This window comes from Streptomyces sp. I05A-00742, assembly GCF_013055795.1.
Classification (GTDB): Bacteria; Actinomycetota; Actinomycetes; order Streptomycetales; family Streptomycetaceae; genus Streptomyces.
The window spans coordinates 165340-189076 of sequence record NZ_JABETO010000009.1 but is presented as its reverse complement, the minus strand read 5'-3'; the positions used below and the strand labels follow the sequence as shown (position 1 = coordinate 189076).

Here is a 23737-nt window from a genome sequence, read left to right as displayed (position 1 = left end):
CGGGTGGAGACGGACCACGGGGGTGCCCGTCTCCGCCTGTACCGCACCGTACGCCGTCGGCCTTCCGCCGTGCCAGGGGGCCGCGGGCGACCGGGGAGCAAGGCGACAACAACCGGACACACTCCGGCGGTTCACATCGACTGCCGGGCCACGCACTCCTCCAGGAAGGCCAGCGCCCGCAGGTGGTAGGAGCGGGCCGCGGTGCCCAGGCTGATGTTGTGGCCCGCCTCCGGCTGACGGTCGATCAGCACCCGGGGGGCCGTGAAGTGGGCCGCGAGGTCGGCGAGCGCCTCCTCGTCGTGCCGCCACCACGCCTCGTGCTCCGCGAACGTGAGGCGGACCGGCACCCGGACCCGCCGGGCGAGGGCGGGGAACACCGCGGGCCAGCGGGCGGCCTCCCGGGCCTCCCTCGGCGGCAGCGGGGCGGTCAGCGCCGCGACGGCGCGGAAGACCCCCGGGGGATAGAGGCCGGGCCGTCCCCACTGCTTCGACCAGGGCCAGGCGCCGCCCGGGACGGGCAGTTCCCCGGCGTCGACGGCGTACCGGTGCCCGCAGCCGGAGATGTCGAGGCCGAGCAGCCGTCCCTTCGGGTCGTCCGCGGCGGCGGCCAGCGCCACCTTGCCCCCGAAGGAGTGGGCGACGACGAAGATCCCCGCCCCGATGGGGTGGCGGCGGGCGAAGTCCTCCAGCGCCGCGTGCAGCGTGACCGCCTGCTCCGCGAGCGTCTGCCCTTCCGGGAGCCGCTCGGCGGAGCGTCCGTAGCCGGGCCGGTCGACGGCGAGCACCGTGTAGCCGAGGCGCGCGCCGAGCGCCAGCAGGGAGAGGCCGGGATCCGCCGGGCAGTCGAAGTAGCCGGCGTTCATGCCTCCGCCGTGGAGCGCGACGACCGTCGCCCGCGGCGGGTACGCGGCCTCGGCCAGCAGGGCGGAGAGCGCGGTGCCCGCGCCGACCATCACCGTTCCGCTGATCACTCAGATGCTCCAGAAGCTCTTCTTCCGGTAGTTCGACTCCCAGAAGGCCCGGTTCAGCAGCCGCACGGGCGCGGGCATGCCGGACAGGAAGGTGTGACGCGCCTCGTCCGGTATGCCGTCGCAGACCCATGGGACGTAGACGGCCGCGCCGCGGGGGCCCTGGGCGCGGGCCATGCCGCGGCGGAAGGCGTCCCAGTCCTTCTCCGTCAGCACCTCCTGGATGAGCGGCAGGGCGCTCTTCTCCTCGTGCTCCATGTGGTCGCGGAGGACGGCGGACAGCGCCGCGACCAGCTCGGCGAGCCCGTGCGCGTCCTGTCGGGAGAGCGCGCCGTCCACGGCGTCCAGCCGGGGGTCCAGTTCGGCGTGCTCGGCCTCCATCTCCGCCATCAGGGCGAGGTCCCGGGGCCGTCCGGCCACCGCGCCCTTCACCCGCGGCCACAGCTCGGCGTCCTCCACGGTGTGGTGGATGTGGAGCTGTTTCTTGAAGTTCTCCCAGCCCGCGCGTACTCCGGGAGACCCGGCCCGGCCCGCCTCCACGACCGTCACGAGCCTGTCGAGGTCACGTCGGAACGCGTCGTGCGTCGCGTACATGTTGGTGAAGTCCAGCGGGGTCTTCTCATCAACTGCCATGGTGTGGAGTGCCTTTCGTCGCACGTTCGTCATGGGGATGAGGGGTGGGACACGGACGGATGTGACATGGCCGGGCGGGTCTGTGACGCACGCCACAGTTCCCGCGGGGATGTCACATCCGGGGCGGCGGACGGCATCCCAGTCGGTGAACGCGTCACACGGGAGGTCCGCGCATGTCCGACAGGCCGACGTCCGGAGCCGCCGGCTTCGGCGCCCCCGCGGCAGACCAGACGACCGAAACGTTCGTCGGCTACCGGGAGTTGCTGTTCTCGATCGTCTACAACATGCTCGGCAGCGTCTCCGACACCGAGGACGTGCTCCAGGAGACCTGGCTGGCGTGGGAACGGCGGAGCCGCAAGGCGGAGGCCGAGGCGATAGACAACCCCCGCGCCTACTTGGTGCGGATCGCGGTCAATCAGGCGCTGGCCCGGCAGGCGACGCTCACCCACCGCCGGGAGACCTATGTCGGCGCGTGGCTGCCGGAGCCGCTGCTCACCCACGCGCCGGAGTCGGCGGAGACCGTGGACGCGGCGGACCGGGCGCTGCGGACCGAGTCCGTGTCCATGGCGCTGCTGGTGATCCTGGAGACGCTCAGCCCGCTGGAGCGGGCCGTCTTCGTCCTCCACGAGGTGTTCGGGTACGCCCACACCGAGATCGCGGCCATCCTCGACCGCTCCCCCTCCGCCGTGCGGCAGCTGGCGCACCGCGCCCGCGAGCACGTCCACGCCCGGCGCCCGCGCTTCCAGGCCGACCCGCAGGTCCAGCGGCAGGTCACCGAGCGGTTCCTGGCCGCCGCGCTCGGCGGCGACCTCTCCGGTCTGCTGGAGATCCTGGCGCCGGACGTCACCATGTGGACGGACGGCGGGGGCAAGGTGCGGGCCGCCGGGCTGCGGCCGGTCACCGGGCGCGACAAGGTCGTACGGCTCCTCGCCGGGTACGCCGACCGCCGCCCCGGCGACCTGGACGTCCGCTACCGCGCGGTCAACGGCGACCCGGCCGCCGTGGTGTTCTCGGAGGACTCCCCCTTCGTCGTCCTCGTCCTCGACCTCAGCACGCGGGGCGACCGGGTGCGCGGCATCTACGCCGTCACCAACCCCGACAAGCTGTCCCGGATCCCCCGCGCGGAGGGGGAACCGGAGACGCCCGGCCCGGAGTGACGGTCATTCGGCGGCGTGCGCCCGACGTTCCGCCGGGCGCAGCTCGATGAAGTCGAAGCAGCCGAGCCGTCTCAGGACGGCACGGATGGGCACGGGGATCCCGGCCTGTTCCCTGTCGACGTAGATCCGGGGCTCGGCGAGGCGCACCCGGCGGCCCCGGACGACCAGTTCGCAGCCCTGGGCGGCCACCACGTTGCGCGCCCAGTCCGAGCGCGGTCCGTACGGCAGGGCCATGATGTAGCGGTCGCCGGAGCGGAAGACCTTGACGGGGGTCCCGTAGGTCCGTCCCGATGTGCGGCCCCGGTGGAGGACGGTGCCGAATCCCGGCATCCGGGTGAGGACGGGGCCGACGACGCGGTTGGCGTAGGCGCGGTTGAACCGGGCGAGCCGTCGGCCGGCGGGTGGGCGGGCGCGCTGCCCTGGTCCGTCCGGCGCGGCGTCGCAGATGCCGTCGACGGCGATCCTCTCGAAGAGGTGGAGGTGGACGACGACGTCGTCGGGGAGCGCCGCGGCCAGCCGTCCGAACTCCGGGGCCTGCTGGGCGCGGGCGATCGCCTCGGTGGACTCCCAGGCGGCGATGTTCATCAGCAGCCGGCTGCCCGCGGTGCCGCGGTGCATCCGGAGGGAGAGACATCCCGGCTGTTCCTTCATGAACGCCGCCATGGCGCGCCAGTGCCGGAGGAACTCCTCGGTGCGTTCCGCCGGCACCAGGAAGGTCTCGGCCAGGACGACGGGTCCGGTCTTCTCCCGGAGCTGGGCGGGGAGCGGCGTCGTGGGGTCCAGGTTCTCCAGTGTGGCCACGGTTCTGTTCCTCTCCTGCCGGGGTCGGTGGTCCGTTCTGCGGGGCCGGGCGCCGGCCGTCATCCGTCGAAGATCGGGTCCAGGCCGCGGGGCTCCTCCTCCAGCGCGCCCAGCGCGCCGCGGAAGAAGATGAGGGGTTCCTGGTTCTCGCGGTCCACGCCCAGCTGGACGACCCGGCCGAGGAAGATGGCGTGGTCGCCGCCGTCGAAGGTGTCGGCCAGTTCGCAGGAGAGGAAGGCCAGGGCGTCGCTCAGCACCGGCACCCCGGTCATGGACGGGTGGCTGGTCACGCTCCGGATCGCGCTGGTGTCCCTGGCCGCGAAGGACCGTGCCAGCGATTCCTGCTGCCCGGCGAGGAAGTTGACGACGTACGCCCCGCTGTCCTCGACCACGGCCCGCAGCCGCGACCGCTTGTGCAGACAGAACAGGACCAGCGGCGGGTCGAGGGAGACGGAGGTGAAGGAGTTGACCGTCGTTCCGCCGACGGCGTCCCCCCTGCCGCTGGTGATCACGGTGACGCCCGTGACGAAGAGGCCGCAGACGGTGCGCAGCATCCTCGCCTCGACCGGTCCGGTCCGGTGGACGGCCGGGTTCTCCCGGGGTGTCATGGTGCCCTGCCTTTCCGATGCGGGTCTGAACTGGTCGCTGCCCCGGACGACGGCGCGCCGGCCGCCCGTCCCCGGTCGGGGGGCGGACGGCCGGCGCGCGGCGGTGGCGTCGTCAGTGCGGGCCGGTGGCGCCCCGGGGCGCGTGGGCGAGGATTCCGTGCACGGCCGCGAGCTGGTGCAGGTTGGCCCACCGCGGTGGCGGGTCCGAGGCGATGAGATCCCGGAGGTCCTCGAAGAAGGCCTCGATGCCGCCGGGGGTCGCGGTGCACAGCATCCGGCCCGTTCCCTCGCCGGTGTTGTGGAACGAGTGCGCCACTCCCCGGGGGCCGAACACCACGGTCCCTGCGGGTGCCGTGTGGGTCCGGTCGCCGACCTTGATCGCGAACTCGCCTTCCGTCACATGGAAGGACTCGTCCATGTGGTGGTGCAGGTGGTACAGCGAACCCTCGCCGGGGGGTACGGAGACCTCGTAGTACGAGTAGAGGCCTCCGGTGTCGGCGGCGCGCAGCAGGAACCGGGCGGACTCCTCGCCGCCCCAGGTGATCGGCTCCACGTCGTCCCTGTGGACGACCTTCTCCGGCCTCACCGTCATGACGGCCCCCTTCTCGAAGTCTGGTAGGTCTCCCGCACCGGGTGGGAGCCACGACGGCCGCGCCCGGCAGCGCTCCCGGGCTGAGCACGCGGTGGTGGCCCCCGCGGGCTTCCGGCCGGTCAGCCGTGGACGGCCGCGCCCCGCGGGGTTTCCTCCTCGCCCACGGGGAGGCCGTGCGCGCTGCCCGCCGGCGCGGGTCCTCCCTTGAGCAGGAGGCAGGTCAGGGCGCCGACGAACAGGACCGCGGCCGAGACCCACAGGGTGGGCTGCAGGGCGTCGACGAAGCCGTTGCCGAAGACCTTGGCGGAGAGTTCGCCGACGGTGCGGGCGGTGTCCTCCGGTACTCCGGCGGGGACCTGCGTCGTCTGCTCGGTGCCCACGTTCAGTCCCTGTTCGCCGGCTTTGGCGAAGCCCCGCACGAAGCCGGCGCGGTACTCCTCCGGCAGCGCGGAGGCGTGCTTCGCCGCCTGGTCGCGGAGGGCGGAGACGAGCTGCCCCTGGAGGACCGCCCCGACGATGGTCGCCGCGAGCACCGAACCGACCTGCCGCAGCGCGTTGTTGACGCCGGAGGCGGCGCCGACGAGGCGCCCGGGGACGTTGCGGACGACCTCGGAGCCCATGGGGGCGAAGGTGCAGCCGGCGCCGAGCCCGGCGAGGAACTGGGCACCGGCGATGGGCCCCCAGCTCCCCTCGGGGTCGGCGGCGAACAGGATCCAGGTGACCCCCGCGCCGAACATGGTCAGCCCGGCCGTCAGGACGTACTTCCCGCCGAACTTCTCCGAGAGCACCCCGGCGGGACCGGCCGTGACCATGGAGCCGAGCGCCAGCGGGATGAGGACCAGACCGGTCTTCTGGGCGCTGTAGCCGAGCACCGACTGGAGGTAGATCGTGGTCGGCAGGAGGATCGCGATGACGCCGAACGACACGGCGACGCCGACGAAGTTGACGACGGAGAAGTTGCGGTCGCGGAAGAGGGTGAACGGCAGCAGCGGCTCCGCGTCCTGACGCCCCCGCTCGTAGCCGAGGAAGACGGCCAGGAGGGCGACGGAGGCCGCGACCGCGCCCCAGATCCAGCCGTTCCAGTCGTACCGCTCGCCCTCGGTGAGGGCGTAGGTGAGCCCGAACAGCCCGACGGAGGCGAGCAGGACACCCGGCAGGTCGAAGCGGTGCCGGACGCTCCGCCCGGCCTTCGGCATCACGGAGGCGCCCCTCACCAGCACGAAGAGCCCGATCGGCACATTGATGTAGAACACCCACCGCCAGTCGAGGTGGGTGACCATCACCCCGCCGAGCCCCGGCCCGGCGGCGCCGGAGACGCCCGCGACCGTGCCCCAGATGCCCAGCGCCTTGCCGCGCTGCTCCTTGGGGAAGACCTCGGCGATGATCGACAGGGTTTGCGGGATGAGCATGGCCGCGCCCGCGCCCTGGACCGCGCGGAAGGCGATGAGCTCGCCCACGTTCTGGGCCAGTCCGCAGGCGAGGCTGGCGGCGGTGAACACCGCCACGCCCACGAGGAAGAGGTTCCCCTTGCCCCGCAGGTCGCCGAGGCGCCCGGCGGTGATGATCAGTGTGGCGAGCGCGAGCGTGTAGGCGTTCAGGATCCACAACATCACGTCGAGCGAGGTGTCCAGGTCATCGGTGATGTCCGGGATCGCGACGTTCACGATGGTGAGGTCCAACAGCGTCATGAAGAACCCGAGGCACAGGGCCGTCAGGATCGCCCACGGATTGCCTTTCCACTTCCGGAACACAAGTCTTCCCCTTCAACACGAGATATGGCCGTCCGATCCCAGGAGTGGTGTGGCGGGCGCGGGTGTGACATCCAGCGCGGGTGTGGCACTCAGAAGCGGCCGCCGCCGGCCCCGACGATCTGTCCGGTCACCCAGCGCGCCGCGTCGGAGGCGAGGAATCCCACGACGTCCGCGACGTCCCCGGGGTCGCCCAGCCGGCCGAGCGGGGTCTGCGACACGTATTCCTCGGTCAGTTCGCGGGTGAGCGGGGCGCCGGTGTCCCGGGTGAGGCCCGGCAGCACGCAGTTGGCCGTGATGCCCCGGGGCCCGAGTTCCCGCGCGAGCACCAGCGTCATGGCCTCGCACGCCGCCTTGCTGGCCGCGTAGACGCCCGCTCCGGGTCGGTGGGTACGGGTGATGCCGGTGGAGACGACGACGATCCGGCCCCCGTCCCGCAGCCGGCCGGCCGCCTCGCGCAGGGCCAGGAACGTCGCCCGGGTGTTGCCGGTGAAGTGCAGGTCGAAGTCCTCGTCGGTGGCCCGGGCCAGCGGGCCGAAACGGCTGACGCCGACGTTGCCGACGAAGACGTCGAGACCGCCGAAGGCCCGCTCGGCGGCGTCGAACAGGGCGCCGAGCTCCTCGGGGTCCGTGGCGTCCGCCCGTACGGCGACGGCCCGGCCCCCGCCCCTCGCGATCCCGTCGACGACCCGCGCGGCCGCCTCCTGGTCGGCGTGGTAGTTGACCACCACGTCCGTGCCGTCGGCGGCCAGCCGTTCCGCCACGGCCCGGCCGATGCCGCGTGAGCTTCCGGTGACGAGTGCTGCCCTCCGGGTTGACATCGGAACGTCTCCTCACTGCCGACGGAACGGGGGTACGACCTTGGCGAGGGGTGGGGACCGGGCACAACCCCCTGTTCAGGCCACGCAGATGCCCTCGACTGCGACCTTGGTGTAGACGTGCGGCGCGGCGGTGATCGCGTCGGAGTACTTCGCCCTGGCCTGCTGGAACTCCGGCCTGCCGAAGGCCGCGCGGAGGGCGTCGGTCGACTCCCAGACGGCGACGTTCAGCCACAGCCGGCTCCCGGCCGTGCCCCGGTACAGCTGTGTGGAGATGAACCCCGGCTGCGCCTTCATGAACCCGGCGTCCTCGCGCCAGGTCTTCTCGAACCGCTCCGCGGCCTCCTCCGGCACGACGAAGGTGTTGACCAGGGTGACCGGTCCCGTCCGCTCCTGGAGCTGGGCGAGAAAGGGGGTCGTGGGGTCATGGTCCTGGAGTTTCACGGCGTCTCTTCCTTCCTTCGGTCGCACGGGGTCACAGCGGACGCGGTGTCAGGTCGTCGGGGGTCAGCTCGACGACGGGCAGCCGGTGCTGTACCCGCTTCTGGAACTCGTTCATGAACGGTAAGACGTCGGTGAACCGGCGCCACATCCGCTCCCGTTCGTCGCCCTCCAGGATCCGCGCGGTCACCGGCAGGCGCTCCGGCCCGATGTCGGCCGTGGCCCGGGGATCGGCCGTCAGGTTGAGGTACCAGGCCGGCTGGGTCGCCGTGGGCCCGCCCGGCACGTCGAAGTGGCCGGGCGCGGCGCAGACGATGTACCGGCCGCGGTCGTAGACGTAGCCGACCGGGTTGGTGCGCTCCTTGCCGGTCCTGCGTCCGGTGGTGGTGATGAGCATGGCGTCGAGGCGGCCGAAGCGGCCGAGGATCCTGCCCCCGGACCTGCGGTAGAGCTGGATGTTCAGGGTCATGAAGGCCCTGTTGATCCTCTTCGCCGTCCGCGACGGCGGCTTCGAGTAGAGGTAGACGTTCAGGCGGGTGAACGACCGGATGAACACATTGGTGTCCTCCAGTGTCGGCCTGCCCCGCGCCCACGGGGTGAGCTTCTCCGGCATGGGTCTGCTTCCTTTCCGGGTACTACAGCGGTTTCCTGCCCTTGAGGAGGGAGCGCGCGGCGCCCGTGGCCAGTGAGCGGCTGACGGTGCGCAGTTCGCCGGCGGGCCCCTTGCGGGCGGCCCAGTGGACGAAGCGGGCCACCATCGCGGTGCTCGGGTAGATGAACCGGGTGGACTCGTCGTCCCGGAAGCCGAAGACGGGGTTGAGTCCTTCGCTGCGGTCGAGCGCGGCGAAGATGGCGTCGGCGGCCTCGTCGCCGGTCATGGTCCCCGACTCGTACTTCTCGCAGACCTCGGCGGTGAGTTCCAGGACGTGCTTGAACTCCGGTTCCGGCCACCACAGTCCGGGGTCGGCGACCCGCTCCAGGCGGCGCAGGTGCCGCTCGTCGCCGTCCGCCTCGTACCGGGCGCGGGCGTCGTAGAGGCGCATCGCGCCCGGGGTGAGCCAGCCGCCCCACACCCGGAAGACCGCGTTCCACAGCCGGAAGTGCTCGAAGGAGATGAACGCGCTGTTGACGAGCTCGTCGTTGTGCCGCAGGAGGCCGCTCTCCAACTGTTCGACGTATGCGAAGCGCTCCTCCGACCAGTCGTCGTCGCGCAGCGCGTCCACGATGCGGGTGCACAGCGAGTAGACGACCTCGAAGGTGTTGGACAGGCCGCGGGAGAACAGCGGGTCGATGAAGCCGGCCGCGTGGGACATCAGGCACCAGCGGTGGCCGATCGACTTCTTCGACGAGTACTGGAGCCGGTCGGTCGACACCCATTCGCGGACCCGCTTGGCCCCCACGAACTGGCGCCGGACGGCGGGATAGCGGTCCAGGAAGGAGGTGAACTCCTCCTCGGGCGTCATGTCCGTCGGCTTGGGGTAGCGGCGCGGGTCGATGGTCAGCCCCACGCTGCACATGGGGTTGGTGGAGCCCTCGACGTTGTCGAAGGGGATGATCCAGAACCAGCCGCGCTCGATCATGTGGTGCAGCGTGCCGCCGTGCCAGGAGGCCGGGGGGCGCAGGCTGCGCGGGTGGTGGGAGACGTCGTCGAACGGCTTGACACCGATGTAGTGCGTGAACAGCGACCGCGAGTGGTGCCGGAAACGGCAGGGGTCGTCCCGGAGGCCGAACTTCTCGGCCAGCGGTGAGCGGAAGCCGCTCGCGTCGATCAGGTACCGGGCCCGGAACACCTCGCCGTTCTGGCCGGTGACGGTGACCCCGTCGTCGTCGAAGTCCAGGTCCCGGGCCCGCCAGTTCTGCCGGGTGACGCAGCCGTACTTGGCGGCGACGTTGAAGTAGTGCTGGTCCGTCTCCTGCCGGAAGAGGTGGCTGGCCTCGGTGAGGATCCTGGGGATGACGAACATCGTCGCCTCCTCCGGATCCGGTTCCGCGCCCGGTTCGTGGTGGACAAAGCCGAAGCTCTGCTTCCTGCCGTGCCGCGGTCCGATACCGCGGTGCACCGCGCGGGTGTTCAGCAGATGTCCCAACTCCGGTACATCGAACCGGGACTTGAGGATGTGCAGCCACTCGACCAGCTGGGGCGTCATCGACTCCCCGATGGCGAACCGCGGGTGCTGCGACGCGTCGACGAGCACCACGCGCGCTCCCTGCCGGGCGAGGATCGCGCCGCTGACCGAGCCCGCGAGGCCGGATCCGAGGATCACGACGTCGCAGTGGTGCACCGGACCGGGCTGTGCCGGCCGGCCGGGTTCCTTGATCTTGCTGGGCATCGCCCCGCCTCTCCTGTCGTCGTCGACATCGCCTTTCCGTGCCTTCCGCGCCTTCCGCGCCGTGGCCCGCCCGGCTCCGCCGAACCACCGCTCCAGGCCGGGGCGGGGATCCGCCGTGCGGTCCCCCGCCCAGCCCACGTGACCGTCCGGGCGCAGCAGCACGGTCTCCGCGCCCGGCTCCTCCTCGGGAGGGGCGGCCGCGGCGACGACCTCCACCCGGTCGGCCCACCCGGCGACGAGTGCCTCCAGGGCGGTCCGCCGCCCCGCGTCGCCGGAGAGGTCGAGGAGCACGCCCCGGCCCGCGCGGAGCGGCGCCGCGGCGCCGGTGGTCCCGGTCGCCCGCGCCACGTCGGCGGGGGTGAGCCGCGTCCCGAGGAGCGGGTGTCCGCCGTCGGGGCCGTACCGGACGTCCAGGCCGCCGGCCCGGCCGGCCAGCCGGTCGCGGACGGCCCGGTGGCCGAGGAGTTCGCCGACGACCGTGCGCACGGCGTCCACCTCCGGGCCGCCGAGGAGCAGCAGGGTCTGGGCCCGGATGTGGGCGAGCGCCCTCCGTCCCACCGGGTGGCGCTCCTCGTGGTACGTGTCCAGGAGCCCCGCGGGGGCGCGACCGGTGACCTCGGCGGCCAGCTTCCAGCCGAGGTTCGCGGCGTCCTGGAGGCCGAGGTTGAGGGCCTGTCCACCGACCGGGAGCTGACGGTGGGCGGCGTCCCCGGCCAGCAGCACCCGGCCCCGCCGGTAGTGGACGGCCTGCCGGCTGACGTCGCCGAAGGCGTTCACCCAGAGCGGGGAGGCGCCGGAGATGTCCTCCCCCGTCAGCCGTGACCAGGCCGCGGCCACCTCGGCGAACTCCGGCTCCCCCGCCCGGGCCGCGGGCTCCCGGCCGTGCTCGTGGAACATGATCCGGGTGACGCCGTTCCGGGTGGCGGCGACGGCGAGTCCGCCGGGCAGCCGCTCGAAGCGGCGGTCGCGGACGGCGGCCCCGGTGAGGTCGCAGCGCAGGAGCTCGCGCCGGGCGTCCTGGCCGGCGAAGGCGATCCCGGCCAGCTCCGCCACGGTGCTCCGCTCGCCGTCGCAGCCGACGACGTACGCGGCCGTGAGCCTCGTCCGCCCGGCGGGGGTCGTCGCCTCGATCTCGATGTGCTCGGGGGCCTCGCGCAGTCCGCACACCTCGTGGGCGCGCCGGACGTCCGCGCCGAGGGCGCAGGCCCACTCGGCGAGCAGGGCCTCGACGCGTGCCTGCGGCACCTTCCACTGGCCGGGGTACGGCGAGCGCTGGCCGGTCAGGTCGAGCGGGAGCCCCCCGAAGTGGCCCCTGGGCTCGTGCGGCGGGGTGCCCAGGGGCTCCAGCAGGCCGCGCTGGTCCAGGAGCTCCATGGTGCGGGCGTGCAGGGTCGAGGCCCGGGACTCGTCGGTGGGCGCGGACAGCCGTTCCAGGACGGTGACCTCGGCGCCGCCCAGGCGCAGTTCCCCGGCGAGCGCCAGGCCGACGGGCCCGGCGCCCACGACGACGACATCGGTGGCGTGGGTGTTCATGGTTCACCGCCGGCCTTCCGCATACTCCTTGGCGCGGTCCAGGGTGGCCCGGCTGTTGGCGCTCAGGGCGTTCCTGACGTACGCCCCGGCCTCGGGGATCCCCGCGTCCGCGCCCAGGATCCGGGTGATGTTCCCGGGGGCGAGGACCACGGTGTGCCGCGAGGTGGCGGTGACGCCGCTCACGTCCTCGGCCAGCAGCCAGCGGCCGGTGTGGAGCGTCATCAGGGCGGGCAGCGCGGTCTGCTTGTACACGATCAGGCGGTGCGGGAAGCACACGCGCACGGACTCGGTGGTGTGCGTGGAGCCGTCGGGGGCCCGGGTGTCCATCCGGAGCAGCTGGAGTCCGGGGGTGTCCTCGGTGACCTCGGTCCGCGCGACGTGCGGCAGCCGGTCCGGCCACCGGTCGGCCCGGTCGAGGAAGTCGTAGACGTCCTTGGCCTCGCCGTCGATGCGCACGGAGTCCTCGAAGGACAGGGTGAGTCCGGACGGCGTCCCGGTGGCGGCCTCCGCGCGGTCCTTGAGCGCCGCCAGTTCGGACCCGCTGTTGCGCTCCACGGCCGCCTCGATCCAGGCGAGCCCTTCCGGGTCGTCGTCGACGGCACGGTAGTGGTGCGACAGCCGGACCCGGGACCGGGCGGGCGACAGCGGCTCGATCAGCCACGTGCCGCCCATGGCCGCCACCGGCGCGGCGGACACTTCCTGGCGGAACTCGATCCGCCGGCGCGAGGGGTCGAGCAGGCGGAGCGACGTCCACGTTTTGGCCGTGCCGTTGGCGGTGGCCCAGAGGCGGATCCGCTCCGACGCGCCGACGCGCTCGACCCGTTCGGCGTGGACGGTGGGCGGGAAGAGGAGGGGCCAGTTCTCCACGTCCGCCAGCAGGGTGAAGACGTCGGCCGCGGGCGCGTCCACGGTGATCTCGTGTTCGGCCTCGCGGGTGCCCGGCTCCGTCATGGGTGGTCTCCTTTCGGTTGCCGGTTGGTGCCGGATCGTTCCGGTTCAGGAGTCCCGGCACTCAGAAGTTGCCGAGGCCGCCGCAGACGTTGATCGCCTGCGCGGTGATGGAGGCGGCGCTGTCGGAGGCCAGGTAGCCGACGAGACCCGCGACCTCCTCCGGGGTCGAGTAGCGGCCGAGCGGGATCTTCGCCCGGAACCTCGCCAGGATCGCGTCCTCGGTGGTGTCGTACGCGGCGGCGTACCCCTGGCGTACGCGCTGGGCCATCGGCGTCTCCACATAGCCCGGGCAGACGGCGTTGACCGTGATGCCGGTGGGCGCCAGTTCGTTGCCGAGGGCCTTGGTGAAGCCCACGACCCCGTGCTTGGAGGCGGAGTAGGGCGCTCCGAGCACCACGCCCTGTTTGCCCGCGGTGGAGGCGATGTTGATGATGCGGCCGCGTTCCTTGTGCCGCATGCCGCCGGTGGTGAGCACTTCGCGGGTCACGCGGAAGACGCTGTTGAGGTTGGTGTCGATGACGTCGTGCCACAGCTCGTCGTCGATGTCGGCGGTGATCCCGCCGCCGCTGCGCCCGGCGTTGTTCACCAGGACGTCCACCGCGCCGTACCGGTCGACGGCGGCGCGGACGTACGCGCGGACCGCGTCGCCCGACCGTACGTCGCAGGCGGTGCCGTCGGCGTCGAGGCCCTCGGCCCGCAGCCGCTCGACGGTCGTGTTCACGGTGTCCTTCGAGCGCGCGCAGACGAACACGCTGTGCTCCTGTGCCGCCAGTCGCCGTGCCACCGCGAGGCCGATGCCCGAGGTGGCTCCGGTGACGAGGGCGACACGCCTGTCGTGGGACGACATGTTCCTCCTCAGTAGGACGGGTGAGGCGGGTAGGACGGGCGGGTCGGTCATGGCCGGGCGGTGCCGGAGCCGGCCGCGCGGGCCTCGGTGATCCGCTCGTTGACCGCCACGAGCAGTTGGCCCAGCGTCGTGGTGTCGTTGAGGCAGTCCTCGTCGAGGGCGACCGCGTAGGCCCGCTCGATGCGGCCGCCGGCCTCCAGCCGGGCCAGCGAGTCGTAGCCGAGCTGTTCGAAGGTGAGGTCGCGGATGTCGCCGGCGAGGCCGCTCCCCTCCTGCTCCCCGGCAGCCTCGCGCAGGATCCGTTTCAGGTCGTTCAGGGTGAACGCGTGCGTGGTCATATGAGTCCTCGGTTCTCGTTGCCCGGACCGTCCGCTACGCCCCCGCGCGCCGGACGACCATGACGGAGTTGAAGCCGCCGTACCCCCGGGCGACGACGAGCGCCGTGGCGGGGCGCGCGCGCCTCGGCACGCCGACCACGAGGTCGAGGCCGTACCCGGGCAGCGGTGTGACGTTGACGGTGGGCGGGATGACCCCGTCCCTGAAGGAGAGCAGCGCGGTGACCACGTCCAGCGAGGCGGCGCCGGACAGCAGCCGCCCGGTCATGGTCTTGGGCGCGGTGACCGGCACCCCGCGGGGGCCGAACACGGCCTCCAGGGCGTCCGCCTCGACGCGGTCGAGCTCGGGCAGGGCCGCCGCGTCGGCGAAGACCACGTCGACGTCGGCGGCAGCGCAGCCCGCGTCGTCCAGGGCCAGCAGGATGGCGCGCCGCAGCCCCGGTTCCCGTCCGCTGAACGGTTTCGGGTCGAACGTGGAGCCGTACCCGGCGATCTCGCCGTAGGCCCGCGCGCCGCGCTCGCGTGCCGAGGACGCCTCCTCCAGGGTGAGCAGCGCGCCGCCCTCGCCCGGCACGTGCCCGGCCGCCGCGGCGTCGAACGGCAGGTAGGCGCGGTCCCGGTCGGTGCCGGCGCTGAGCCGTCCGCTCGCCATCTGGGCGACCAGTCCCCAGGAGCAGATCGACCCGTCGACGCCGCCGGAGACCACGACCCGCGTCCCCCTGCGGACGAGCCGCCGTGCCTGCGCGAGGGCGTCGAGCCCGCCCGCCTGGTCGGAGACGACGACGCCGCTGGGCCCGCGCATGCCGTTCCGGATCGATATCTGGCCGGTGTTCACGGCGTAGAACCAGGCGAAGGACTGGTAGGCGCTGACGTGCCGGCCGCCCTTGGCCCAGAGATTCCGCAGTTCGCGTTCGCCGAACTCGAAGCCCCCGGAGGAACTGGCGGTCACCACCCCCATGGTGAACGGGTCCCACTCCCCGGGGTCGATCCGGGCGTCGGCGAGGGCCCAGTCGGCGGCGACGAGGGCCAGCCGGGTCATATGGTCCGTCTGCGGGAGTAGCCGCCCCGGCAGGTGGTCCTCGGCGTGGAAGTCCGGGACCTCGCCCGCCAGTTTGACCGGATAGCGCGAGGTGTCGAACTTGCGGATCTCGCGGATGCCGCTCCCGCCGCGCCGCGTCTGCTCCCAATAGGCCTCGGTCCCGAGGCCGTTGGGTGCGGCCACCCCGATGCCGGTGACGACGGCGGTGGCGCTCATGCCGCGCTCCGCAGCACCATGGCGCTCTGGAAGCCGCCGAATCCGCTGCCGACCGTCAGGACGGTGTCGGTCCGGTGCTGACGTGCCTCCAGGGGCACGTAGTCGAGGTCGCACTCCGGGTCGGCCTCGTGCAGGTTGGCGGTGGGCGGGACCACGTCGTTCCCGATGGCCAGCACCGACGCGGCGATCTCCAGGGAGCCGATCGCGCCGAGCGAGTGACCGATCATCGACTTGATGGAGCTGACCGGCGTCCGGTAGGCGTGCTCGCCGAGGCTGCGTTTGAACGCCGCCGTCTCGTGCCGGTCGTTCTGGCGGGTGCCGGAGCCGTGCGCGTTGACGTAGTCGACGGTCTCCGGGCCGATCCGCGCCTCCCGGAGCGCCGTGGTGATGGCCTCCGCCATCTCCCGGCCGTCGGGGCGCAGGCCCGTCATGTGGTAGGCGTTGCTCCGGGTGGCGAACCCGGCGATCTCGGCGTGGACGACGGCCCCCCGCGCCTTCGCCCGTTCGTACTCCTCCAGGACGAAGATCGCCGCGCCCTCGCCGAGCACGAATCCGTCGCGGCTGCGGTCGAACGGCCGTGAGGCGTGCTCGGGGTCGTCGTTGCGGACCGTGGTGGCGCGGATCGCGTCGAAGCAGGCGACCGTGATCGGGGAGATCGGGGCCGCGGCGGCACCGGCGATCACGACGTCGGCACTGCCCTCCCGTACCAGCCCGGTGGCGTAGCCGACGGAGTCGAGCCCGGAGGTGCAGCCGGTGGAGACGACCGCCGTCGGCCCCTCGGCCCCCACCGCCCAGGCCACTTCGGCGGCGAACGAGCTGGGCACGAAGTAGTCGTACAGGTGCGGGACCGCGTAGGTGTGGTCGACGGTCTCCAGCCGCCCGCCGTCGCTGACGACGCGGTACTCGCGGTCGAGCGCCATGGTCGCGCCCACGCCGCTGCCGATGGTGACCCCGGTCCGGTACGGGTCGAGGTCCCCGGGGCCGAGGCCGCTGCCGGCCATCGCCTCGGCCGCGGCGACGACCGCGAACTGCACGGCCCGGTCCATGCGGCGGACGTCCTGCGGGCCCAGCCCGTGTTCCGCCGGGTCGAAGTCGACCTCGGCGGCCACCCGGGACCGGTATCCGGCGGGGTCGAACAGGGTGATGCCCCTGGTCGCGGTCCGGCCGGCGCTCAGCAGTCCCCAGAAGTCCTTGGTGCCGATGGCCCCGGGGGCCACGACCCCGATGCCGGTGATGACGACGCGGCGCCCGGAATCGCCGGTCACGGCCTGCTCCAGTGGTAGAAGCGCGTGGCCAGCGCGTCGGCCGGCGACCGCCAGGTGGCCGGGTCGTACGCCGCGATGTACGGCTTGAGGTCGTCGCTGACCTTGACGAAGAGCGGGTGGCTGCGCGCCCGCTCGATGGCGGTGCCGCCGTCGTCGGAGTCGAAGTCCTGGAGGTGGAAGTAGAGGCCCCGGTAGCGGAAGAGCTGACGGCGCCGCGTGCCCATGGCCTCCGGGAGCTCCGTACGGTCGAACTCCCCGAAGATGCGGGAGACGTCGCCCTGTGCGGCCGGGTCCATCCGCGCCACGATCAGGGAACTGTGCATCGGTCTCTCCTGACGTCCGAAGTGATGTTCAGCGGGCCGGTCCGAACCAGCGCCGCAGGGCGGAGGGCAGGTCCCCGCCGCCCGGTGCCGTCCACACGACATGGCCGTCGGGCCGCACCAGCAGGGCGGTGGTCCCGGTGAACGGGCCGCTCCCGGGGGCCTCGCGCGGCGCCGCGGTGACGACGCGGATCCGGTCCGCCCACGGGACGGCGGCGCGCCGCGGCCCGGGGTCGTCGGCGAGGTCGAACAGGACGCCGCGGCCGGGGTGGAGCTGTTCCGCCGTGCTCGTCGCGCCCTGCTCGCCGGTGAGTTCCCGAGGAGGGAGCCGCCGGCCGAGGAGCGGGTGGTCGCCGGGGCCGACGTCGTAGCGGATGTCCAGCCCGCTGACCCTCCCGGCCAGGTGCCTGCCGGCCTCGGGGAGCTCCATCAGCTCCGCGAACACCTCGCGGAGCGGCTGGACTTCCTCGCCGCTCAGGTAGAGCAGGCCCTGGGCCCGCGTGTTGGTCAGCAGCCGGGAGCCGACCGGGTGGCGCTCCGTGTGGTACGTGTCCAGCAGGTCCGGCGGCGCCCAGCCGCGGACGGTCGCGGCGAGCTTCCAGCCGAGGTTCATGGAGTCCTGCACGCTGACGCTCAACCCCTGTCCGCCCGCGGGCAGATGGGTGTGGGCGGCGTCACCCGCGAGGAGCACCGAATCCCTGCGGTACTCGGTGACCTGGTGCGTGGCGTCGCCGAACGAGCTGACCCAGTGCGCCGTGCCCCCGCGGATGTCCTCGCCGGTCAACCGCTGCCAGGCGTCGGCGACTTCGGCGAACGCGGGCGGGCCGTCGCGCCGCCGGGGCGGGGTGCCGTGTTCGCAGACGATGACGCGGTCCACGCCGTCGGTGAGCGGGGCGGACATGACCATGCCCCCGGGCAGCCGCTCCCCGATCTGCCGGGGCCGGATGGCGCAGCCGGACACGTCGGCGAGGAACATCTCCCGGGTCGCGGCTGAGCCGGGGAAGTCGAACCCGGCCGCGCCGCGCACGAAGCTGCGACCGCCGTCGCATCCGACCAGGTAGCGGCAGCGCAGCCGGCGCCGCCCGGTGGGCGTCGCGGCCTCGATCTCGGCTCCGTCCGGGCCGTTGACCAGGCGGTCGACCCGCCAGCCGCGCCGGATCTCCGCGCCCAGCTCCGCGGCCCACGCGCCGAGTACGGCCTCGGTGCGCGCCTGGGGAATCCCCCGCGCGCCGAAGTGGGCGTCGTCGAGCACGCCGTAGTCGAGCGGGAGGCCGCCGAAGTGCCCGAGCGCGCTGGTCTCCACGGCTCCGAAGCGGGGCAACAGCCCGCGCTGGTCGAAGAGTTCCATCGTGCGGGCGGTGAAGCCGAGCCCTCGGGACTGGCCGGAGGGCCGGTCGAGTTCGTCGAGGACGAGGACGTCGACGCCGCCGAGCCGCAGTTCGGCGGCGAGGAACAGCCCCGCGGGACCGGCGCCGACAACGATCACCGGAACATCCATGCTGTCTCCTTGGCCCGTGCGCGGCGTGGCGACGGGCCACGGCCGGGGCAGGGGAAGACGTGGTGAAGAATCTGGAAAGGGGCAGGCCGGGAGCGAAGAATCGCTGTCACCGGCCCCGGAAAGAAAGGCGGGGCACATCGGTGCGAGGGAAGCACCGGGCCCCGGACGCGGACACAGATCGGCCGCTGGACCCCAGCGTGACATTCCCGTTGACCGGCTGTCAAACAGTCCTGCTCACAACGCGAATTACCGGTCCCGGACAACTCGGCGAAAGACCCGTCCGATCATTTCCGCCGATCCCGGATCATCATCGCTGAATGATCTCGTGGCGAACGGCGAACGGATCCCTGCTTTCCGCACGAATACATGTAGACAACACCCGCGAGACCCTTGTAAGGTCCACACCTGCATCGCGAGAAACGCCCACTCTGCCCCCATGTTTCGGGACGGCGGGGCGTTCTCCGCACGATCAGTCGGGCGCGATGCCACGGGGGCCAGAAACGGGGGTTCCAGATTTCATGATCAGAAATCTGGCGCGGTACGTCGCATGCTCTTCTTCCTTCATGACCGGGTATTTCCGGGGCACGGGAGATCTCATTCGCCGGAAAAGCGGAATCGGAATCCGTTCCGACCGTCCCGGCGCGGTCCCGCGGCCGGTCACCGACGCCACCCTCCGGACACCGTGCTCTCCGTGTGCGCCCTTGAACCGGTCCGCCACCACGAGCCTCGGGAGAGGGAATGAGCTCTTCGGAATGCATCACGGGCCGTCACGGCCACCCGCGCCGACCGGCGCCTCCCGGCACCCCGGGACCGGGACCCCGGCCGTGCGCCGCGTGCCGCCGCACGGTGCAGCTCGCCCTCGGCGAACTGCCGGAGATCTACGCCGACTGCGAGGCCGCCCTGCTCCCCCGCCGGCAGAGCCTGCTCCGGCCGGTCGGCTGCGGCACGCGGCGCACCTCGGGCCCGCCCCTCGACGAGGAGGCCATGGCGACACGTTCGGACATCCTGGGCATCCTGTCCTCCTGGGCGGCGCTCGTGGCGGACGAACGGAAAACCGGAGCACCGCGCCGACGCCCGGACGCGCTCGCCGCGTTCCTCCTCACCCACCTGAACTGGTTACTGGCGCACACCGCCGCCAAGGATTTCATGGAGGAGATTCTCGACACCACCGAGAACGCCCGGCGTTCGGCCTGCGTCAAGGCGTCCCTCGCCACCGTCCGTCTCGGCCGGTGCGTCCTCCCGGGATGCGAGGAACCGCTCTCCCCCGCCCCCGCGTCCGACCGGGCCGCGGGAAACCGGAAAACCGGGGAACACCGGAACACGACACACGTGAGGTGCGCGGCCGGACACACCTGGCTTCCGCACCAGTGGCTGGAGCTCCTACGGGAACTCCGGAAGAGCCGGCACCCCGCCGAAGGCGTCGCATGAATATGCCACCCGACGGAGAGGACCGGCTCGTCACCACCGAACTCGCGGCACTGGCCGCCGACGTTTCCCCCGCCACCGTCCGCAAATGGGCGAGCCGGGGCCGAATCACCCGGTACGGAAGCACCCAGCGCGCCCTGTACGACCTCGCCGAAATCATGGACATCATGAACACCGCCGCGGCCGGACCACCCTCCCGCCCCTCCGGAGAACACTGACGACTCCGGCCGGCCCACCGAGAGAAAGGCCCGGACAACGCCCCGCCCACCGCCCCGCACACGGGCACGGGGGATTCCCGGCGCACGGGCGGCGGGCGGGGCTGCACGGACCACCGTTGACCACGGAGCGAGCCGTCACTCCGACGGGGCCGTGCGGTCTCCGGAGTACGCCTTCCCTCTCGGTGCTTCCACTCCTGAGAGGGGCACGGGTGCCCTCGGCGTGACATCCTCTCGGCTGTGAGCCGCGTCTCATTCGGTCACGGACTGCGGTGCCCTCAGCGGTCGAAGCCCACGTGCACATGGTCATGATGCGTGGCGTCCGAGAAGAACAGCCCGCCCGGCAGCGCGACCGGCCCGCCCACGTTGTAGGAGCCGGCGTCGGCCGCGGCCCGCATGAAGGCTTCGACGAGCGCGCGCGGCGTCCGGGGGGCGGCCACCGCCCGGCCGTCGATCGCCCAGACGTCGAAGGCCCGGCCCGGAGGGTGGTCGCTGGGCCGGTCGGTGTCGAAGACGTTCCGGGGGTGGCCGGAGCGGAGGACGCTCACGTCCAGCCGGTACGTCCGCCCCAGCCGCAGCATGGTCCGCAGCACGCTGTCGTGCACGCCGCCGCCGCGCACGTCCGCCTCGGCGGCGGGCGGCAGGACGACGCGCCGGTCGGCGAGCACCTGACGGGCCGTCGCGGACAGGTCGGCCGCGGGCCGGACGGGCGCGGCGGGGTGCAGGGCGGTGACCGTGGGGTCGGGGCGGCTCCGGGTGAGGCGGACGTCCACCGTGGTGCCGCCGGGGACGACGGGCCCGGTGCCGGTGCGGGTCCACTGGCGGCAGACGACCAGGACGCTGGCCGCGTCGTCGGTGATCCCGCCGTACTGGGCGTACACGACCTGGAGCGCGGCCCGGTCCGCGGGCGGCCGGAGGGCGCCGGCCTGTGCGGCGAGGCCGGCGGGCAGGCCGAGCGCGGCGAGCCGTTCGCGGGCGCGGTCCGGGCCGCCGCCCCCGGCGGACCAGGCGCCCAGGGCCTCGACGAGCCGGACGGCGCGCAGCTTCACCTCGGGGGCGACGTCGGTGGCGTCGGGGCGCCACGCGGTGGTGGCGGGGAGGGCCGTGGGGGACGCCGTGCCCGTCCCCCCGGGTCCGGCCCCGGATTCCCGGCTGTCACAGCCCGCGGCTCCCGCGGCAACCAGGACCGCGCCCAGCGCCCCGCGGAGCAGCGCGCGGCGCCCGGTCACGGCCCCGAGGCGCGGGCCGAGCCGCGCAGGCCGGCGGCGAGCAGGACGAACCACGCGCCCACGAGCGCCAGGTGGGCCCGCTGGGGGACGCCGTGCCAGCCCGGGTGCCCGAACAGGGGTCCCACGGTGGCGACCGCCGTGGCCAGGGCGGCGGCCGGCACCCAGGGGGCCCACCGGTGCGGCACGGGCCACCGGGTCCGTGCCGCCGCGACGGTGAGCAGGAACATCGAGCCGAAGAGGGCGGCGTGCACGAGGCCGCTGGTGGCGGTGTGCCAGGGGTTGACGGCCTCGCAGCCGGGTTCCACCGAGGGGGCGCACCGCATGGGGACGATCACGTCGGCCACCGAACACACCCCGAAGGCCACCAGGCACCACCATCCGCCCTCCGCCGGCGCACCCGCTCGCGGGTCGCGGGCCAGCAGCGCGCCGGCCACCACGAGAGTGGCGGCGACGAGCTCCGCGGTCGTGAACAGGACGTGGAAGCGCTGGTCGGCGGCGAAGAGCTCGCTGACGTAGGAGTGGCGCGGGTCGAGGCCGGTGGGGAGCAGGAACTCCAGCAGCCAGTCGTTGTAGACGACGGCCGCCGTGACCAGCAGGAGGGGCGCCACGACGGTCCGTGCGAGCTCGCGGCCCCGCGGCGGGGCGGGCGGCGGGACGCGCCGGGGCCCGGCGGGCGCGAGCGCGGTCCGCGAGCGGCCGGGGGAGGACGGTTCGGACGACAGGGCCTTCCTCCCGTGGTCGAGGCAACTGCTGTCAGTGCCGTCGTTCATCTTCGCGCCACCCCAGGCTTCATTGTGTGTACCGGAACCTCGTCCCCCGCAAGTGGGCCGTTCGCTTCCCCCGGGTGCCCCGACGGACGGGTGACATGCGCTCCCCGGGCATACGGTTCGAGCCATACGGCGAGGTCAGCCGCCCGTCGAACGAGAGGTGCGAGGTCCGCGTGAGCCAGTTGTCGAGGTCCCGTCCCCGGGAGTCCGCGCGCGCCTGGGCGGAGGCGTTCGGCGCGGTGGCCGCGGCCGTGGCCGCCATGGTCGTCACCGCCGCCCTGGGCCTGTGGGCCGCGGGGGCGGACGACCTGCCGTCGGGGGCGTTCCCCGGCGTGCTGGCGGCGACCGTGGTGGCCGGCGTGGGCGGAACGGTGGAACTGACCGGGGGCGCGGGGGCCTTCGGCCGTACGGGTGCGACGCTCGCCGTCGTCCCGCTCTCGGTGACCCTGTCCGGGGCGCTCGCCGCGGCCGCCGCCCTGCTGCTGCCGCTGCGGCACGGACCCGCGCCGGACGGCCGGGAACTGCTGGCCCGGGCGGCCCGCACGGCGGTCCTCTGGGTCCTGGCGCTGCTGCCCTTCGCCCTGACGGCGCACCACACGTTCCGGATCAGTCTCGGGGACTCGCTGCTCGACGAGCTCGGCGACGCCCTGGGCGTCCAGCCGGAGGCGGGTTTCCGCACGGACGTGCCGGCCACCCTGGCCCGTGGGCTGCTGTGGCTGGTGGTGCTGTACGTGGTGATCGTCCTCGCCGCCCGGCGCACTCCGCTGCCCCCGCCGCTGCGCCGCGTCCAGGAGGCGGTACGGCCCCCGGTCCGGGCCGTGGTGGGACTGCTGCTCGGGTACGTGCTGCTGGGGCTGGTGGTCGGTGTCGTCACCCTGATCACGCGCGGCCACTCGGCGGAGACCGCGGCCGTCCTGCTGCTGGGCCTGCCCAACCTCGCCTGGATGGCCCTCGGCGTCGGTCTCGGGGGCGCCTGGGACGGAAGGGTGCCCGACTCCATCGGGCTGCCGGTGCCCCACGCCCTCGCCGCGGTGCTGCGGGAGCCGGGCGGCGGCTCGGCGACGGTGGACCTGGCGTCGCTGGGGCGGTACGACGACCGGGCCTGGGTCCTGGTCGTCGTCGCGGCGCTCGCGCTCGCGGCCACCGGGTTCCTGATGGCCCGCCGCTTCCCCGCGCCGTGGTGGCGGCAGGCCGTCCGCCTCGCACCCGCCCTGGCCGTGGCCCTGGTCGCCGCCGGACTGCTCACCCGGATCTCGGCCCGCTACGGCCTGTCCCTCATCGGCCTCGGCGAACTCGACGCGTTCGGCGGGGAGGTCCGGCTCCGCCCCCGGCTGCCGCTGCTGCTCGGCCTCGGCGCGCTCTGGGGCCTGGTGGCGGGGGCCCTGGGCGGGGTGCTCGCCCGGGTGTCCCCGGAGCGCCGCCGGATAAGGTGACGGCGCACGGCCGGAGGGGGCGACATGGCGGACACGGCAGAGGCGACGACGGACGGAACACCACTGCCCGTCTTCGTCTACGGCACCCTGCGGCGCGGCGGGCACAACTACGACGCGTTCCTGCGCGGCCGCACGACCGAGGAGGTCCCGGCCCGGCTGGCGGGCGCGCTGCTGTACGAGGGCCCCGGCTACCCGTACGCGGTCGCCGCGCCGCGCGGTGAGATCCACGGCGAACTGATGGTCCTGGCCCCCGCCGGGCACGCCGCGGTGCTCCGCGCCCTCGACGTGCTGGAGGACTGCGTACCGGGCGACCCCGGAAGCCTCTACGACCGGGTGGTACGCGAGGTGCGCACGGAGCGGGGCGGCACCGCCCGCGCGTGGGTGTACCTGGCCGCGGAGCGGATCGCCCGGCGGCTGCGTGCGGAGGGCACGCCGATCCCGGACGGCACCTGGCCGCGCGGCGCGTGACGGCGGCCGTGCGCCACGTCACCGGCCGTCCCACATGCTGAACGGTTTCCGAACCGGGGCAACCTGACGGTCTGTCAGCCGCTCCTTCCGGTCAAGTGGA

Annotated in this window: 24 protein-coding genes; 5 read left to right on the top strand and 19 right to left on the bottom strand. The window is 73.3% G+C overall.

Annotated features, from left to right (window positions below):
* Window positions 1-131: 131 nt before the first annotated feature.
* Both HN013_RS12055 and HN013_RS12050 read right to left on the bottom strand, forming a co-directional pair.
* Window positions 132-953 (bottom strand): alpha/beta fold hydrolase, encoded by an 822-nt coding sequence (locus tag HN013_RS12055; protein WP_171166108.1) that lies wholly within the window; start codon window positions 951-953, stop codon window positions 132-134.
* An 18-nt stretch (window positions 954-971) separates the two neighbouring features.
* Window positions 972-1601, bottom strand: a complete 630-nt coding sequence (locus tag HN013_RS12050) for a hemerythrin domain-containing protein (RefSeq protein ID WP_171166030.1) — start codon at window positions 1599-1601, stop codon at window positions 972-974.
* A gap of 173 nt (window positions 1602-1774) precedes the next feature.
* Here HN013_RS12050 and sigJ point away from each other — a divergent pair, with 173 nt between their 5' ends.
* Complete coding sequence (gene sigJ, locus HN013_RS12045; RefSeq protein ID WP_171166028.1) at window positions 1775-2758, top strand: RNA polymerase sigma factor SigJ; 984 nt, start codon at window positions 1775-1777, stop codon at window positions 2756-2758.
* 3 nt (window positions 2759-2761) lie between these two features.
* Here sigJ and HN013_RS12040 read toward each other — a convergent pair whose 3' ends face one another.
* The 15 genes from HN013_RS12040 to HN013_RS11960 all read right to left on the bottom strand — a co-directional run bounded on the left by HN013_RS12040 (window position 2762) and on the right by HN013_RS11960 (window position 18100).
* Window positions 2762-3559, bottom strand: coding sequence for a nitroreductase/quinone reductase family protein (locus tag HN013_RS12040; RefSeq protein ID WP_312018581.1), 798 nt, complete (start codon window positions 3557-3559; stop codon window positions 2762-2764).
* Window positions 3560-3618: 59 nt separating this feature from the next.
* A complete protein-coding gene (locus HN013_RS12030; RefSeq protein ID WP_171166026.1) occupies window positions 3619-4167 on the bottom strand; it encodes a flavin reductase family protein in 549 nt (182 codons plus the stop codon).
* 112 nt (window positions 4168-4279) lie between these two features.
* Entirely contained in the window at window positions 4280-4759 is a 480-nt protein-coding gene (locus tag HN013_RS12025) for a cupin domain-containing protein (protein ID WP_171166024.1), read from the bottom strand.
* A gap of 119 nt (window positions 4760-4878) precedes the next feature.
* The gene (locus HN013_RS12020) at window positions 4879-6510 is read right to left on the bottom strand and encodes an MFS transporter (protein ID WP_171166022.1); all 1632 of its coding nucleotides are present in this window, start codon (window positions 6508-6510) and stop codon (window positions 4879-4881) included.
* Window positions 6511-6599: 89 nt separating this feature from the next.
* Window positions 6600-7328, bottom strand: coding sequence for an SDR family oxidoreductase (locus HN013_RS12015; protein WP_171166020.1), 729 nt, complete (start codon window positions 7326-7328; stop codon window positions 6600-6602).
* A gap of 75 nt (window positions 7329-7403) precedes the next feature.
* Window positions 7404-7769 (bottom strand): antibiotic biosynthesis monooxygenase family protein, encoded by a 366-nt coding sequence (locus HN013_RS12010; protein WP_171166017.1) that lies wholly within the window; start codon window positions 7767-7769, stop codon window positions 7404-7406.
* Window positions 7770-7800: 31 nt separating this feature from the next.
* Window positions 7801-8379, bottom strand: a complete 579-nt coding sequence (locus tag HN013_RS12005) for a nitroreductase/quinone reductase family protein (RefSeq protein ID WP_171166016.1) — start codon at window positions 8377-8379, stop codon at window positions 7801-7803.
* Window positions 8380-8401: 22 nt separating this feature from the next.
* A complete protein-coding gene (locus HN013_RS33915) occupies window positions 8402-11629 on the bottom strand; it encodes an FAD-dependent monooxygenase (RefSeq protein WP_312018580.1) in 3228 nt (1075 codons plus the stop codon).
* Window positions 11630-11632: 3 nt separating this feature from the next.
* Window positions 11633-12580 (bottom strand): aromatase/cyclase, encoded by a 948-nt coding sequence (locus HN013_RS11990; protein ID WP_171166014.1) that lies wholly within the window; start codon window positions 12578-12580, stop codon window positions 11633-11635.
* Window positions 12581-12641: 61 nt separating this feature from the next.
* Complete coding sequence (gene fabG, locus HN013_RS11985; RefSeq protein WP_171166012.1) at window positions 12642-13427, bottom strand: 3-oxoacyl-ACP reductase FabG; 786 nt, start codon at window positions 13425-13427, stop codon at window positions 12642-12644.
* Between the two features lie 47 nt (window positions 13428-13474).
* Window positions 13475-13765, bottom strand: coding sequence for a phosphopantetheine-binding protein (locus HN013_RS11980; RefSeq protein WP_171166010.1), 291 nt, complete (start codon window positions 13763-13765; stop codon window positions 13475-13477).
* A 34-nt stretch (window positions 13766-13799) separates the two neighbouring features.
* Window positions 13800-15017 (bottom strand): ketosynthase chain-length factor, encoded by a 1218-nt coding sequence (locus HN013_RS11975; RefSeq protein WP_171166008.1) that lies wholly within the window; start codon window positions 15015-15017, stop codon window positions 13800-13802.
* Window positions 15014-16282, bottom strand: a complete 1269-nt coding sequence (locus HN013_RS11970; RefSeq protein WP_171166006.1) for a beta-ketoacyl synthase — start codon at window positions 16280-16282, stop codon at window positions 15014-15016. The genes HN013_RS11975 and HN013_RS11970 overlap by 4 nt, the downstream gene beginning before the upstream one ends.
* Complete coding sequence (locus HN013_RS11965) at window positions 16279-16605, bottom strand: TcmI family type II polyketide cyclase (protein WP_171166004.1); 327 nt, start codon at window positions 16603-16605, stop codon at window positions 16279-16281. Before HN013_RS11965 ends, HN013_RS11970 begins: the two co-directional genes overlap by 4 nt.
* 28 nt (window positions 16606-16633) lie before the next feature.
* A complete protein-coding gene (locus HN013_RS11960; RefSeq protein WP_171166002.1) occupies window positions 16634-18100 on the bottom strand; it encodes an FAD-dependent monooxygenase in 1467 nt (488 codons plus the stop codon).
* A gap of 846 nt (window positions 18101-18946) precedes the next feature.
* Here HN013_RS11960 and HN013_RS11955 point away from each other — a divergent pair.
* On the top strand, window positions 18947-19528 hold the full coding sequence (locus tag HN013_RS11955; protein WP_171166000.1) for a hypothetical protein: 582 nt from the start codon (window positions 18947-18949) through the stop codon (window positions 19526-19528).
* A 2-nt stretch (window positions 19529-19530) separates the two neighbouring features.
* The gene (locus HN013_RS11950) at window positions 19531-19743 is read left to right on the top strand and encodes a helix-turn-helix domain-containing protein (protein ID WP_171165998.1); all 213 of its coding nucleotides are present in this window, start codon (window positions 19531-19533) and stop codon (window positions 19741-19743) included.
* Between the two features lie 275 nt (window positions 19744-20018).
* Here HN013_RS11950 and HN013_RS11945 read toward each other — a convergent pair whose 3' ends face one another.
* A complete protein-coding gene (locus HN013_RS11945; protein ID WP_312018579.1) occupies window positions 20019-20969 on the bottom strand; it encodes a hypothetical protein in 951 nt (316 codons plus the stop codon).
* Complete coding sequence (locus tag HN013_RS11940; protein WP_212764243.1) at window positions 20966-21739, bottom strand: DUF998 domain-containing protein; 774 nt, start codon at window positions 21737-21739, stop codon at window positions 20966-20968. The genes HN013_RS11945 and HN013_RS11940 overlap by 4 nt, the downstream gene beginning before the upstream one ends.
* 170 nt (window positions 21740-21909) lie before the next feature.
* Between HN013_RS11940 and HN013_RS11935 the strand changes: the two genes are divergently transcribed.
* Together HN013_RS11935 and HN013_RS11930 are read left to right on the top strand one after the other, a co-directional pair.
* On the top strand, window positions 21910-23169 hold the full coding sequence (locus tag HN013_RS11935) for a streptophobe family protein (RefSeq protein WP_312018578.1): 1260 nt from the start codon (window positions 21910-21912) through the stop codon (window positions 23167-23169).
* Between the two features lie 24 nt (window positions 23170-23193).
* Entirely contained in the window at window positions 23194-23637 is a 444-nt protein-coding gene (locus HN013_RS11930; protein ID WP_171165996.1) for a gamma-glutamylcyclotransferase family protein, read from the top strand.
* The last annotated feature ends 100 nt before the right edge of the window (window positions 23638-23737 follow it).